The 13,231-nt window shown below is 49.3% G+C and carries 12 protein-coding genes; 9 read left to right on the forward strand and 3 right to left on the reverse strand.

What is annotated here, in order from left to right; all coding sequences use genetic code 11:
• Positions 1–22: 22 nt before the first annotated feature.
• Positions 23–1,483: a threonine synthase gene (gene thrC, locus Undi14_RS16075; RefSeq protein WP_200181499.1), complete on the forward strand. Its 1,461-nt coding sequence runs from the start codon at positions 23–25 to the stop codon at positions 1,481–1,483.
• Positions 1,484–1,631: 148 nt separating this feature from the next.
• Here thrC and Undi14_RS16080 read toward each other — a convergent pair whose 3' ends face one another.
• The gene (locus Undi14_RS16080; protein WP_200181501.1) at positions 1,632–2,549 is read right to left on the reverse strand and encodes an EamA family transporter; all 918 of its coding nucleotides are present in this window, start codon (positions 2,547–2,549) and stop codon (positions 1,632–1,634) included.
• A gap of 79 nt (positions 2,550–2,628) precedes the next feature.
• Positions 2,629–2,937 carry a DUF1272 domain-containing protein gene (locus Undi14_RS16085; protein WP_200181503.1) on the reverse strand — a complete coding sequence of 103 codons (309 nt, stop codon included), beginning with the start codon at positions 2,935–2,937 and terminating at the stop codon, positions 2,629–2,631.
• 318 nt (positions 2,938–3,255) lie between these two features.
• On the opposite strand from Undi14_RS16085, the gene Undi14_RS16090 reads away from it, so the two are divergent.
• The 7 genes from Undi14_RS16090 to Undi14_RS16120 all read left to right on the forward strand — a co-directional run bounded on the left by Undi14_RS16090 (position 3,256) and on the right by Undi14_RS16120 (position 10,105).
• Positions 3,256–3,693, forward strand: a complete 438-nt coding sequence (locus tag Undi14_RS16090; protein WP_190478422.1) for a BlaI/MecI/CopY family transcriptional regulator — start codon at positions 3,256–3,258, stop codon at positions 3,691–3,693.
• On the forward strand, positions 3,690–5,042 hold the full coding sequence (locus Undi14_RS16095) for a M56 family metallopeptidase (RefSeq protein ID WP_200181505.1): 1,353 nt from the start codon (positions 3,690–3,692) through the stop codon (positions 5,040–5,042). The genes Undi14_RS16090 and Undi14_RS16095 overlap by 4 nt, the downstream gene beginning before the upstream one ends.
• Before the next feature lie 515 nt (positions 5,043–5,557).
• Complete coding sequence (locus Undi14_RS16100) at positions 5,558–6,445, forward strand: PhzF family phenazine biosynthesis protein (protein ID WP_200181600.1); 888 nt, start codon at positions 5,558–5,560, stop codon at positions 6,443–6,445.
• Between the two features lie 132 nt (positions 6,446–6,577).
• On the forward strand, positions 6,578–7,699 hold the full coding sequence (gene ribBA, locus Undi14_RS16105; RefSeq protein WP_200181506.1) for a bifunctional 3,4-dihydroxy-2-butanone-4-phosphate synthase/GTP cyclohydrolase II: 1,122 nt from the start codon (positions 6,578–6,580) through the stop codon (positions 7,697–7,699).
• An 83-nt stretch (positions 7,700–7,782) separates the two neighbouring features.
• A complete protein-coding gene (gene ribH / locus Undi14_RS16110) occupies positions 7,783–8,280 on the forward strand; it encodes a 6,7-dimethyl-8-ribityllumazine synthase (RefSeq protein ID WP_186883573.1) in 498 nt (165 codons plus the stop codon).
• 101 nt (positions 8,281–8,381) lie between these two features.
• Positions 8,382–8,843 (forward strand): transcription antitermination factor NusB, encoded by a 462-nt coding sequence (gene nusB / locus Undi14_RS16115; protein ID WP_200181507.1) that lies wholly within the window; start codon positions 8,382–8,384, stop codon positions 8,841–8,843.
• An 83-nt stretch (positions 8,844–8,926) separates the two neighbouring features.
• The gene (locus Undi14_RS16120) at positions 8,927–10,105 is read left to right on the forward strand and encodes a pyridoxal phosphate-dependent aminotransferase (RefSeq protein ID WP_200181508.1); all 1,179 of its coding nucleotides are present in this window, start codon (positions 8,927–8,929) and stop codon (positions 10,103–10,105) included.
• Between the two features lie 48 nt (positions 10,106–10,153).
• On the opposite strand, the gene Undi14_RS16125 is transcribed toward Undi14_RS16120, so the two are convergent.
• The gene (locus tag Undi14_RS16125; protein ID WP_200181509.1) at positions 10,154–11,092 is read right to left on the reverse strand and encodes a transglycosylase SLT domain-containing protein; all 939 of its coding nucleotides are present in this window, start codon (positions 11,090–11,092) and stop codon (positions 10,154–10,156) included.
• Positions 11,093–11,578: 486 nt separating this feature from the next.
• Between Undi14_RS16125 and ubiD the strand changes: the two genes are divergently transcribed.
• Positions 11,579–13,063: a 4-hydroxy-3-polyprenylbenzoate decarboxylase gene (gene ubiD / locus Undi14_RS16130; protein WP_200181603.1), complete on the forward strand. Its 1,485-nt coding sequence runs from the start codon at positions 11,579–11,581 to the stop codon at positions 13,061–13,063.
• The last annotated feature ends 168 nt before the right edge of the window (positions 13,064–13,231 follow it).

Below are 13,231 nucleotides of genomic sequence, written 5' to 3' on the forward strand. Positions count from 1 at the left end.
CTTAATATACTTCAGTCATCTTATGCAATACGCTTCAACCCGCGGACATGCCGCCGCACAAAATTTCTCGGAAATTCTCTTAGGTGGTTTGGCGCCGGATGGCGGATTATATTTACCCACCAGTTACCCTCAAGTCAGCGATGCTGAACTGGATGCGTGGCGCGGTTTGTCATACGCAGGTCTGGCGTTTGAAGTGTTGAAAAAATTTGCGACCGATATTCCGGCAGACGACCTGAAAGAGATTGTTGAAAAAACTTATACCGCCAATGTCTATCGCAATGCGCGTCAGGGTGAAGACGCAGCGCAAATCACACCACTGCGCGTGCTCGAAGACAAAGACGGCCGCAAGCTGATCCTGCAAGCCTTGTCGAATGGGCCAACGCTGGCGTTCAAGGATATGGCGATGCAATTGCTCGGCAATCTGTTTGAATATGCGCTGGCGAAAAAACAGGCGGAACTGAATATTTTTGGTGCCACCTCTGGCGATACCGGCAGCGCAGCTGAATATGCGATGCGCGGCAAAAAAGGCATACGCGTTTTCATGCTGTCGCCGCATAAAAAAATGAGCGCATTCCAGACCGCACAAATGTTCAGTCTACAAGACCCGAATATTTTTAATATCGCGGTCGAAGGCGTATTTGATGATTGTCAGGATATGGTGAAGGCAGTTTCGAATGATCTGGCGTATAAAGAACGCCAGAAAATCGGCACAGTCAATTCGATTAACTGGGCGCGTGTGGTCGCACAAGTGGTGTACTACTTCCGTGGTTACCTGAGCGCGACGACCAGCAATACGCAAAAGGTGTCGTTCACCGTGCCTTCGGGTAATTTCGGCAATATCTGTGCCGGACACATCGCACGCATGATGGGTTTGCCTATTGATAAGCTGGTCGTGGCAACCAATGAAAATGATGTGCTTGATGAGTTTTTCCGCACAGGTGTGTATCGCGTACGTAAATCGGCAGAAACCTGGCATACCACCAGCCCGTCGATGGATATTTCCAAAGCCTCGAACTTTGAACGCTTTATTTTTGATCTGCTCGATGGCGATGCAGACCGGGTGAAAGCCTTGTTTGGCAAAGTAGAAACGGCAGGCGGTTTTGATTTGTCCGGTCAGCCTGGTAGCGACGGCGACGAATTCAAAAAGGTGGCTCGCTTCGGTTTTCAATCAGGCAAATCGGTACATGCAGATCGCTTGAATACCATACGTCAGGTTGAAAAAAACTATGGCATCACTATCGATACGCATACCGCCGATGGTATCAAGGTCGCGCTGGAGCATATAGAAAACGGCGTGCCTATGATCGTGCTGGAAACTGCCTTGCCAGCGAAATTCAATGAAACCATCCGTGAAGCGCTGGGGCGCGATGCGGAACGTCCAGCCGGTTTTGAAAACATTGAAGCGCTGCCGCAGCGCTTTGACGTGATGGCGGCCGACGTGGAAAAAATGAAAGCGTATATCGCGGCGAACACCGGTTTGTAATTGCTTTCTATTAGGTTTGTAACTTCTGCTGATTGCCTGTTTATTGATGCGCCTTTTCGCAGGTTTTTGCCTGCTGAGGCGCATTTTTATTGAGAGTGTATTTTTTTCGACTGCAATTTTATTTTTAGGATCGCCTTTGATGGCCTTCTCAGCGGGGATGGAAAATGTCCCGCAAGTGGTTCAGTAACCGCGACCCGAACACATTGATCAGCAAACCTCCCATCACGATCAGTGCACCGGTAATCTGCAACGCGCTGAGCGCCTCGCCGAGTAATACCCAGGCGGCAGTCAGGCCGATGACCGGCACCATCAGCGTCAGCGGCGCGACCATGTGCGTGGGCAAACTAGCCAGTAATCGTCCCCACAAAGTGTAGCCCGTCAGGGTGGCGGCGAACGCCAGATAAACGATGGTCAGCGCCGATGGCAGGCTCATATTCATCAGGCTGTGGCTGATCTGTTCACGGCCTTCAAACCAGAGCGACAGCAGGAAAAAGGGAATCACCGGCACCAGCGCGCTCCATGAGACCAGGCTCAGCACGGCTGTCGGGCCGATTTTCTTACTGATCACATTGCCGCTTGCCCACGAAATGGCGGCGCAAATGGTCAGTGCAAAACCCGCTAAGGTGACCTGACTGGCTGAGCTGGTGATGCTGGCGCTGCCGAGTAAGACCAGCCCTGTGCTGGCAATCAGCATGCCCAGCAGGTTGCTGGGGCGTAGTTTGTCACCAAAAACAAGCGCCGATAAACCCACCGTAAAAAAAGCTTGTGCCTGCAGCACCAGCGACGCCAGACCCGCCGGCATACCGATGGCCATGGCGGAAAAAAGAAAAGCGAATTGCCCGAGGCTGATCGTCATCGCATACGCCACCAACAGTTTCAGCGATACCTTTGGGCGCGGCAAAAACAGGATTGCCGGAAACGCGACCAGCATGAAACGCAGAGTTCCCATCAGAAACGGTGGAATCCCGCGCAGCCCGATTTTGATGACGACGAAATTCATCCCCCACAAAAACACCACGATCAATGCCATCAGAAGGTGGCGGGGGCTAAGGCTGTTGTGCGACATATCGTCCGTCAAAAAAGGTGGGGAAGGTGGAGGGCTGCTTTCAGATTGCTCTGATTCTGATTATTTGAAAATCAGCGTGTCAGCGTTGATCCGCAGCGCGTCCTTGCAAACGTTGCAGCAACTCCTGATGCGCAGCCAGATCAACTGGACGGTATTTTCTGCTGGTGCTGGCCGGATAATTTGTCAGATCATTGCCGCCTTTCCAGTTCTGCGCAGGACGCACCGGGCGCGGGCTGAAACCACCGCCACAATTCGGGCAAACGTTATGCAAAATCGTTTCAGCACAGTCGGCACAAAAAGTACATTCAAAACTGCAAATCCGCGCATTGCTCGCGGCAGGCGGTAAATCGGTATCGCAATGCTCACAGCCGGGACGAAGTTCTAACATGGTAATAAAATTGGTCGTGGAGAAAGTATGCCATCAGCATAACAGCCTCTGTCAGCGATCAAAACATTTTTGCTTGTCTTTTACGGTTACCTTGAGTGTATGTGTATTTTTTGTCGATGTGCCCGGGGCTTACTTGATTGGAGTTATGCCTGATCCATGATTCTTATTTTTGTATCTGGACGACCAGATCGTATGTGGCGTGCAACTTCGCTCAGGACGTAGTTAAAACAACAGATAAATAGAGATATCATCAAATTACGAAAAGCTTCGTATATAATTACGATGAATTTCGTACTTAATATTTTGGAATGTGACTATATGAATCCTCCCACCCCTGCTGAACTAGAAATTCTTGCCATTTTGTGGCGATTAGGTGAAAGTAAAATCCAGGCGGTAAATGATGAACTTTGCCAAATACGCCCTGTTGGTTACACAACTACTCTCAAGACCATGCAGATCATGGAGCAAAAAGGTTTGCTTGGGCGGAGGAGGGATGGTAGGAGTCATATTTACTACCCGCTCGAAAATCAACAATCGACCCAAGTGTCTTTGCTCGAGCGGCTATTGAATAGTGCATTTGCCGGATCGAAGACAGCGCTAGTGATGAGCCTCTTTGGAAATCAAGCTGTGAGTAAAGGTGAAGTTCTGGAGTTAAAAAACTTCCTGGATCAGCTTGAATCCTCCTCTCCAACAGATACTCAGCCTCGGAGCTCATTGAGTGCCCGTTTAATTGAAGACAAGGGAGGAAAATTATGAGTGTCGATGCCGAAACGATTTCTTCCATTGTTTTTGCATTGGGATGGACCGTCATTCATTCAATATGGCAGTGTAGTCTGATTGCTCTATTTGCGCTGGCAATTTCACAATTGACGGCGCTAAATAATTCCAGCCTGCGTTGTAATCTATACAGTCTTAGTATGGTGATTTGCGGAGCATGGAGCACACTCACTTTTTCTCAGTTGTATAAATCACGCGTTACACAAGACATAATCGCTCCAACGACAGGTCGTTTGACCGAAACAATGGCTGCATGGTCAGCAAGTGAGTTGCCAGTTGAAATGCACTTTCTGGTTTGGATAGCATTATTCTGGGTCATCGGCATTCTATTTTTTCTGGTGAAATTAGTCGCTGAAGTAATGCATAGCTGGCTATTGAAGCGACATAGTACAGAGATACGCAACGCCGAATGGCAGATTGCATTGACACGATTAAAAAAGAATGTCGGTGTAAGTAGAAATGTTGCTATTCGCTTGTCTCAGAAATTATCTATTCCATGTGTTGTCGGTTACTTTAAGCCCGTCATACTGTTGCCAAGCAGTGTATTTCTCGGTTTGAGTTCGTTGCAAATTGAGATGATCATCCTTCATGAATTGGCACATATCAGACGCAACGACGTCCTGATTAATTATGTGCAGATTGTGTTGAAAATCGTGTTCTTTTTTAATCCAGCAGTGCTTTATCTTTCACGCTGCATCGATCTGGAGCGTGAGCATGCTTGCGATGATTTGGCGGTTCAGGCTTGCGGCGATGCATTTTCATATGCGCGGACCTTGCAAGCGTGCGCGGAAATGAATTTATCGGTGTCGCATCAAATAGCTTTTGGGAATCAACTTTTTAAAAGGAACACGATGTTAAAGCAGCGCGTATTTCGTTTGTTTATGAAGGAAGCCAAATCGCAGCATGGCTTCAAAAAAACAGCCAGTGTTTTTGGTTTGCTTGTCTTATCTCTGACAATTGCTAGTTGCAGCTTGTTGAAGTTGAATGAAGCTGATCTTGATATTCGTGGTAAAGGAGTGCGTTTTGAGATATCCATCAAGAGAAATGGTGAAATTCTGGCGCAACCCGTACTGTTGTCTGAATTTGGTCAAAAAGCCAGTGTCGAAGTAGATAATCAGATAAAGGTAGTCAGCATAGCGCAAAAACCTCAAGGTCAGCGTTCATATGTGGAATCGCTTATTTATCAAAACGGAGACAAGGGTTGGATTCTCATTCAGCAACTAGATATGTCTGCTGCTATTGCACAAACCCCCTCATTTGAATACACAACCCCAGACAAGCAATATCGCATCGTTATTAAACCGAGACTTGCAGATATTCCGCGCTAAGCAATTCATTTGGTTGCATCATGCGCGAAGCATTACGACGATTTGCTGCCGACTTTGTGAGGTTGAAAATTGCTCCTTGCCTGTCGATTTTTTCGTGCCGATAAAATCAGTTCGACATGAAAAAATCTGACTCATCAATAAAGATATGCGGTTATTTAATATTGCATATTGAATTCTCAGGAAGAGTGCGCTCGTATGCGGTGGGTACGGGTGTTTGCTCAAAAACATACTCCCGGGAGTATGTTTTAAGCGCCTTATTTTATGCTGACAATAAGGCGAAAATTGCACATACTCCCTTCTTTTCTTGTTTTTTGAAGTTTCCTGAGACGAGTGCAACATGCTTTGCGCTGGTCAGATGCGAGACCACTCCAATCAATCATAGTCGTATGTAATAAGGTCAGGACTGACGCAAAGTTGCCCCAGCAAGGCATGGCGACGAAGACAGTACGAATAGTACGGCTAGGAGCCATAACGCCGCTGGGGCGGTTTTGCGCCAGTCCTAAAGGTGAATGATGATGCGTAGCTACCCCTACCGAATCCTGAATGTGTTTGCTGAATCTGACTTTGGTGGTAACCCTTTGTGCGTGTTTGAACATGCCGAAGGCTTGTCGGATGCTGAAATGCAGGCGCTGGCTTTGCAGTTTAATTTATCTGAAACCACGTTTATTCTGCCTTCCGACACGGCAACAGCCCGCATGCGGATTTTTACGCCGGGCACAGAAATGGCGTTTGCAGGTCATCCCAGCATCGGTACTGCGCATGTTGTGTCTGCGCTTCGTCATGTGGGAGATGCGGCAGGAGATGCGCTGACACTGGAATGTAAAGCGGGAATAGTGCCGCTGAACCTGCGCGATCAGGTCTGGACGTTTGCCGCACCGCAGGCGGTGCAGACGCGCGAGTGTGAGGCGAGTCCGGCAGAAATTGCTCGTCTGCTTGGTTTGCAGGAGAGCGATTTGCTGTCAGCACCGCTTTGGGTAAGTACCGGATCCGATCAATTGTTAGTCGCGCTGAAAACGCCAGAAGCAGTACGTAGTGCGCGACCGGATGCTGCCTTGCTGCATACCTGGCCTGTAAGCAGTCTGGGGCGGCGCACTGCGTATGTGTTTGCGTTTGGCGCTGCTGCCGGTGTGGATGCGGCAGGCCGCCAGCCGGTGACTGCACGCTATTTCTTTGTCCGTCCTGAAGGTGGCGTTGGCGAAGACCCCGCGACCGGCTCAGCCTGCGCCAATCTGGGCGGCTGGTGGTTGACCTCAGGTCGTGATTTGCCCGCCAGTCTCGTGGTGGAGCAGGGTGAGCAAATGCGACGCTCATGCCAGTTGTATCTGGACGTGGCGCTTGATAAAACTATCAGGGTTGGCGGCAAAGTCATTGAAATCGGTCGCGGCATGATTCAAATCAGCTAAAAAGACGCTGGAATCCGCAGAAAGCACGGGAAGTGTTTCGGGAAATCCTTTAAAATAGCGACTTCATTCAAATGCAGTCAGTGGAGCACCGCCTCAAGCGCCGGTGCTGAGCCCACTACAGGATATTCCCCTATGAGTATGTCAAATACATTAGAAATCGTCGCAGAACTGCGCGCTGGACGCATGGTGATTCTGGTTGACGAAGAAGACCGCGAAAATGAAGGCGATCTGGTGATGGCAGCGGAATTCGTTACGCCGGAAGCGATTAATTTCATGGCGAAATATGGCCGTGGTCTGATCTGCCTGACATTGACAGAAGAACGTTGCGATGAACTGAATCTGGCGATGATGACCAGCCGTAACGGCACCTCGTTTGGCACTAATTTCACAGTTTCCATTGAAGCTGCAGAAGGTGTGACTACGGGTATTTCCGCCGCAGACCGCGCCCGTACTGTGCAAGTGGCGGTGGATAAGAAGTCGACCGCACATGACATCGTGCAGCCAGGTCATGTGTTCCCGTTGAAAGCGCAAAAGGGCGGCGTGCTGATGCGTGCCGGCCATACGGAAGCGGGTTGTGATCTGACTGAAATGGCGGGGCTGACACCGGCTTCTGTCATTTGCGAGATCATGAAGGACGACGGTACGATGGCACGTCTGCCGGATCTGATCGAATTCGCTAAAGAGCATCAACTGAAAATCGGTACGATTGCTGATCTGATTCATTACCGCAGTCAGACTGAAAGCATCGTCGATCGCGTTGCCGAACGTAAGATGGATACGGTGCATGGCAGTTTTCAGGTGGTGGTGTATCGCGACAAACCAAGCGGATCAGCGCATCTGGCTTTGATCCACGGTGATATTTCGGCAGAAAAAGAAACGCTGGTGCGTGTCCATCAGCCGGTATCGATACTTGATCTGCTGGAAAGCAAGGCGACCACGCACTCATGGAATATCGCAGCGGCGATGCAGACGGTGCAAGCGGCGGATTCCGGCGTCATTGTGTTGTTAAATTGCGAAGAAACTGCCGAGCAAATGTTTGATCAGTTTAAAGCGCTGCAAACACCAGATAGCCGCCCTGCGACTGGTCGCGCTGCCCGCATGGATTTGCGTAACTATGGTATCGGCGCACAAATTTTGAAAGATGTTGGTGTACGTAAGATGAAGCTGTTGGCCAGTCCGCGTAAAATGCCTTCAATGACAGGGTTTAATCTGGAAGTAGTCGGTTACATGGATAAGCCGGAAGCAGCGCAATAATATTGTCGTCGTGCTTAGTTGTTTCTGGTTTCTAGTTTTTGTTAACCATCCCATTCAGGCGCGTAAGCGCGAGAGAGAATATTATGACAGTAGGACATTACGAATCAAATCTGGACGGCGCGGGTGTACGCGTCGGTATCGTGCAGGCACGTTTTAACGAAGTCGTCGGCAATGGCTTGCTGACAGCTTGTCTTGCTGAACTCGCACGTCTTGGTGTGATGAACGAAGATATTTTGCATGTCACTGTACCGGGCGCACTGGAAGTGCCACTGGCATTGCAAAAACTGGCTGAAACCAATCAATTCGATGCGTTGATCGCGTTAGGTGCTGTGATTCGTGGTGAGACTTACCACTTTGAGTTGGTATCGAATGAATCCGGTGCCGGGATCACCCGTGTTGGTCTGGATTCCGGCATTCCTATCGCGAATGCGATTCTGACGACGGAAAACGATGAGCAGGCAGAAGTCCGCATGTTTGAAAAAGGTACAGATGCAGCGCGGGTCGCAGTTGAAATGGCGAATCTGACCCTGGCGCTTGAAGAATTGGCAGAAGCCACAGAAGAAGTCGATTACGACGCTTAAGTTGTGTTCAGGCCGGCTTGCATCTGTATTGATGCAGGTTCGACGCTGGCATCGCAGTTGAAGAACAAGTAAGATCAAGCAAGAATTTAGCAAGAGAAAATATGAATAATAATTCCATACACGCCAATCCAAGTAAAAGCCGTTCACCACGTCACCGCGCACGCGAATTTGCGTTGCAGGGTCTGTATCAATGGTTGTTGAATAATGAAGATTCCGGCGTGATTGATGCGCATATTCGTCAGGCACATGGCTTTGATAAAGCGGATCGTGAGCATTTTGATGCCTTGTTGCATGGCGCGATCAATAATTCCATCGCCTTGCGCGAAGATTTTGCACCGTTGATCGACCGCACGATTGCTGAATTGTCACCGATAGAACATGCAGTTTTATTGATTGGTGCGTATGAACTCAAAAATCATATAGAAATTCCTTACCGTGTCGTGATTAATGAAGCGGTAGAGTTGACCAAATCTTTTGGTGGCCTCGATGGTCATAAATACGTCAATGGTGTTTTGGATAAGCTGGCCGCTAAATTGCGTCCGAACGAGGTCACTGCGAAGTAATTCTTTGTATTCCGGTAACACAGATCACACCGCCTCTTTTCTACGAAAGAAAACAGGCGGTTTTTTTTCAGGGTTTCATTTGTATGCATAATAATCTCGCCTCCCGTCTCGATCATATCGCCCCGTTTCATGTCATGGAACTGATGAAGATGGCTTCGACGCTGGAAGAGCAGGGGCGTCATCTGATTCATATGGGGATAGGCGAGCCGGATTTCACGGCGCCGCAGACGGTAATTGATGCTGCAGCTAAAGCGATGGCAGATGGACGTTTGCAATATACGTCCGCTCTCGGCCTGCCTGCTTTGCGCGAAGCCATTGCGACGTATTACTTGCAGCAATATGGTCTGACGATTCCGGCTTCGCGCATTATTGTGACTGCCGGAGCCTCGGCTGCGCTGTTGCTGGCATGTGCGGCGTTGGTTGAACCTGGCAAAGAAGTCTTGATGCCAGATCCTTGTTATCCATGTAATCGCCATTTTGTTGCCGCGTTTAATGGTCAGGCGAAACTGGTGGCGAGCGGCGCCGAGGATCGATTTCAGCTTTCCGATCAGATGGTGCGTCAGAATTGGGGTGACAATACCAGCGGCGTCTTACTGGCGTCGCCATCGAATCCAACCGGCACCTCGATCAGCACTTCCGAGTTGAAGGCGATCATTGCCAGCGTAAAGCAGCGCGGCGGCTTTACGATTGTTGATGAGATATATCAGGGCTTAACCTATGATGCCGCGCCATTTTCTGCGTTGTCACTGGATGAGGATGTGGTTGTCATTAACAGCTTCAGCAAGTATTTCAATATGACGGGCTGGCGTCTGGGCTGGATCGTTGTGCCGGAACGCATCGTCCCGCAAATCGAAAAACTGGCACAAAATCTGTTCATCTGCGCGTCGTCTGTCGCCCAGCATGCCGCACTTGCCTGTTTTACGCCTGAAACAATGGCGATTTACGAAAACCGTAAAGCAGAGTTTAAGCGCCGTCGTGATTACATCGTGCCTGCTTTGCGGGAGCTGGGTTTTGGGATTCCTGTGATGCCTGACGGCGCGTTTTATGTCTATGCCGATTGTTCGCGTTTTACCAACGATGCCGATGCTTTTGCAAAGGAAGTCCTGACGCAAGCGGGTGTCGTGATAGTTCCTGGTCTTGACTTTGGTCCGGCGACAGCCAATACCTATGTGCGTCTTTCGTATGCGAATTCATTTGAGAATCTGCAAGAAGCCGTGGCGCGGCTCAGTCAGTTTTTGCAATCAAGACCCGCATACAAATAAAAAAAGCAGCCTGATGTAACGTCAGGCTGCTTTTTTTAGCGGAACAGCTTACAGCGCAGCAACCTGTTCGGTATGCGTTGTTTTTGCTTTTGCTTCTGTTGGTTCGGTTTTTATTGCCGGTGCTGCTTCCAGTGGGCGCGGCAACGGTGCTGCGGTCGCTGGTGCGGCAAATGTTGTCGGTACTTTCTTACCGGCAGAAACGTCTTTCAGGCGTTTATATTCGGTCAGAACCCTTGAACCGTAGCCGGAATCAGAGTCAAAGGCACCGGCACCAACGTACATTTTCAGGCCAGCTTCGACAGAGCCTGTGCGGGAAACATAGTCTTTCAGAATCAAGGCGCCGACTTTGATATTGGCGACCGGATTCAATGCTGCTTTGACGCCGCCCATGTCCTCAAATTTTTCATGATGGACTTTGGACATGACCTGCATCAGGCCTTGTGCGCCGACAGGGCTTTCCGCGAACGGATTCAGGCCAGATTCAATCGCCATCACTGACAGGATCAGTAAAGGGTCAAGCTTGATTTCTTTGGCTGTCAGATACGCCGCTGACACCAGCATATTGGTTGCATCACTGGCGACGCGATAACGTTTTGATAACCAGTTGGTAACCCATTCCTGCTGGCGTTGATTGCCCAGCATTTTGGCATCTTCTTCAGAGTATCCAGCCGCATGTACGTTGGCACTGGTATTGGCCTTGCCTGGTGTTTGCATCAGCATCGCAAGACTTGGTGGGGGTACTTCTGCTTCGACAGTGGTTTCTGCCTCAGCGAAGGGAGACAGATTTTTAAATTTGTCAGCCAGTTCAGGTTTGATAAACATCATCGCCAGCATAGCGATGGAGGTGATACCGAAAGCCATGAACAGGTGGCGCATGGAAGTGATAAAACCGCTGGTCGTATCACGTGCTACTGATTGCAGCGCGGCGCGCTTCTCTTGTTTAGTTAAATTACTTTGTTGTACAGCTAAAATAAAACGTTGAAACATATTACCTCCTGAATATACGCGTCGCAAAAAAGCCGAACGACAAGCCGTTTGCAAATTTATACTTTCGCGAATCAGAAACATCGTCCTCGTCGCAAGTCGCGATCGGAAGACGCCGGAGCTGTTTATCAAATTAAGTCCGTCAGACTTGGTACTGGAGTGTCCAGTGATAAACAACTATTTTCGGGGGAAGGCAGACGCCTTTTGAAAACAATCCTTACAATGTTGTGTGGGGCCCGATCCCCGTGAATGATGTTACCGATATTGGCGAAACTTTCCTTGTATCGAAAGTGGCGGAAGTTTTGACTTCTGCATCAAGTTGGGCGAATTGTAGGGGCGGTTTTATATCGAGTCAATACTATCAAACTTGTTTTATATAACTTATAGGTATAATAAAATCTACCGCAATGCAGCAAAAATCAATAAAATCAAGCACTTGGCGAATTAAGCTTGATCATCTGATTCAGACATGTAAAAAAGCGAAAAATGATTAAATATTCTGATTTGAGAGATTTTATTTCTCAATTGCAACGAATCGACGAGTTAAAGCAGGTCGATATCGAAGTTTCACCTCATCTGGAGATGACTGAAGTCTGTGACCGCACCTTGCGTGCTGAAGGCCCTGCGCTTTTATTCAATAAACCAACCGGCCATCGCATCCCTGTGTTGGCAAATTTATTCGGCACGCCGCGTCGCGTTGCGCTTGGCATGGGTGCGGATGATGTCAGTGAATTGCGCCAGATCGGCCATGTGTTATCGGCTCTCAAAGAACCGGAGCCGCCAAAAGGTCTCAAAGATCTGATGGGTATGGGGTCTTTGGTGAAAGCAGTGTGGGATATGGCACCGAAAGAAGTTCGCGGTGCTAAATGTCAGGAGATCGTATGGGAGGGAAATGATGTTGATCTTTCCCGTCTGCCGATACAGCACTGCTGGCCGGGTGATGTCGCGCCGCTGATTACATGGGGATTGGTGATTACCAAAGGGCCGAATAAGAAGCGCCAGAATCTGGGTATCTATCGCCAGCAGGTGCTGGGGCGGAATAAGGTGATTATGCGCTGGCTTGCTCACCGCGGTGGCGCGCTGGATTTTCGTGAGCACTGTATCGTCAATAAAGGAAAGCCATATCCAATTGCCGTGGCGCTGGGCGCTGATCCGGCGACCATTTTAGGTGCTGTGACGCCTGTGCCGGATAGTCTGTCGGAATATCAGTTTGCCGGTTTGCTGCGCGGCAGCCGCACTGAGCTGGTGAAGGCGATCGGCAGTGAATTGCGCGTGCCGGCATCGGCAGAAATTGTGCTGGAAGGGCATATCTATCCTGATGAGAACCATGCATCTGGCTATGAGCACGCATTGGAAGGGCCGTATGGCGACCATACCGGCTATTACAATGAGCAGGATTGGTTTCCGGTATTTACGATAGACAGAATCACCATGCGTCGTGATCCTATATATCACTCGACTTATACCGGCAAACCACCGGATGAGCCGGCGATACTTGGCGTTGCTTTAAATGAAGTGTTTATCCCGTTGCTGCAAAAGCAGTTCAGCGAGATTACTGATTTTTATCTGCCGCCGGAAGGTTGCAGCTACCGCATGGCAGTGGTACAGATGAAAAAATCATATGCAGGCCATGCCAAGCGTGTCATGTTCGGCGTCTGGAGTTTTTTGCGTCAGTTCATGTATACCAAGTTCATCGTGGTAGTGGATGAGGACGTGAATATTCGTGATTGGAAAGAGGTGATCTGGGCCATTACCACCCGCGTTGATCCGGTGCGGGATACCACGCTGGTCGATAACACACCTATCGATTATCTGGATTTCGCCTCGCCAGTCAGCGGGCTTGGCGGGAAGATGGGGATAGATGCGACCAATAAATGGCCAGGTGAAACTGATCGCGAATGGGGAACGACAATCACGATGGCTCCCGAAGTTAAAGCCAGGGTCGATCAGATCTGGCAACAGCTCGGGCTCTGACGTATATTTAGTTTGCAGGTTCATCCTCTGCACCGTTCACATACTCGGGGGGGTATGGGTCTATATAGCTAGAAGGTCGTTTGTTATTAACGGCAAGGAGCTATATTTCCTACATACTCCCTTGATTGTGTGCTGTTACATATATATGAGCAACATTGTTTATCGGTA

The sequence above is a fragment of the Undibacterium sp. 14-3-2 genome, assembly GCF_016595265.1.
GTDB lineage: Bacteria > Pseudomonadota > Gammaproteobacteria > Burkholderiales > Burkholderiaceae_D > Undibacterium > Undibacterium aquatile.

What these genes read in the sequence shown, in the direction of transcription:
- thrC (WP_200181499.1), top strand. Translation starts at nt 23, where the DNA reads ATGCAATACGCTTCAACCCGCGGACATGCCGCCGCACAAAATTTCTCG.
- Undi14_RS16080 (WP_200181501.1), bottom strand. Translation starts at nt 2,549, where the DNA reads ATGTCGCACAACAGCCTTAGCCCCCGCCACCTTCTGATGGCATTGATC.
- Undi14_RS16085 (WP_200181503.1), bottom strand. Translation starts at nt 2,937, where the DNA reads ATGTTAGAACTTCGTCCCGGCTGTGAGCATTGCGATACCGATTTACCG.
- Undi14_RS16090 (WP_190478422.1), top strand. Translation starts at nt 3,256, where the DNA reads ATGAATCCTCCCACCCCTGCTGAACTAGAAATTCTTGCCATTTTGTGG.
- Undi14_RS16095 (WP_200181505.1), top strand. Translation starts at nt 3,690, where the DNA reads ATGAGTGTCGATGCCGAAACGATTTCTTCCATTGTTTTTGCATTGGGA.
- Undi14_RS16100 (WP_200181600.1), top strand. Translation starts at nt 5,558, where the DNA reads ATGCGTAGCTACCCCTACCGAATCCTGAATGTGTTTGCTGAATCTGAC.
- ribBA (WP_200181506.1), top strand. Translation starts at nt 6,578, where the DNA reads ATGAGTATGTCAAATACATTAGAAATCGTCGCAGAACTGCGCGCTGGA.
- ribH (WP_186883573.1), top strand. Translation starts at nt 7,783, where the DNA reads ATGACAGTAGGACATTACGAATCAAATCTGGACGGCGCGGGTGTACGC.
- nusB (WP_200181507.1), top strand. Translation starts at nt 8,382, where the DNA reads ATGAATAATAATTCCATACACGCCAATCCAAGTAAAAGCCGTTCACCA.
- Undi14_RS16120 (WP_200181508.1), top strand. Translation starts at nt 8,927, where the DNA reads ATGCATAATAATCTCGCCTCCCGTCTCGATCATATCGCCCCGTTTCAT.
- Undi14_RS16125 (WP_200181509.1), bottom strand. Translation starts at nt 11,092, where the DNA reads ATGTTTCAACGTTTTATTTTAGCTGTACAACAAAGTAATTTAACTAAA.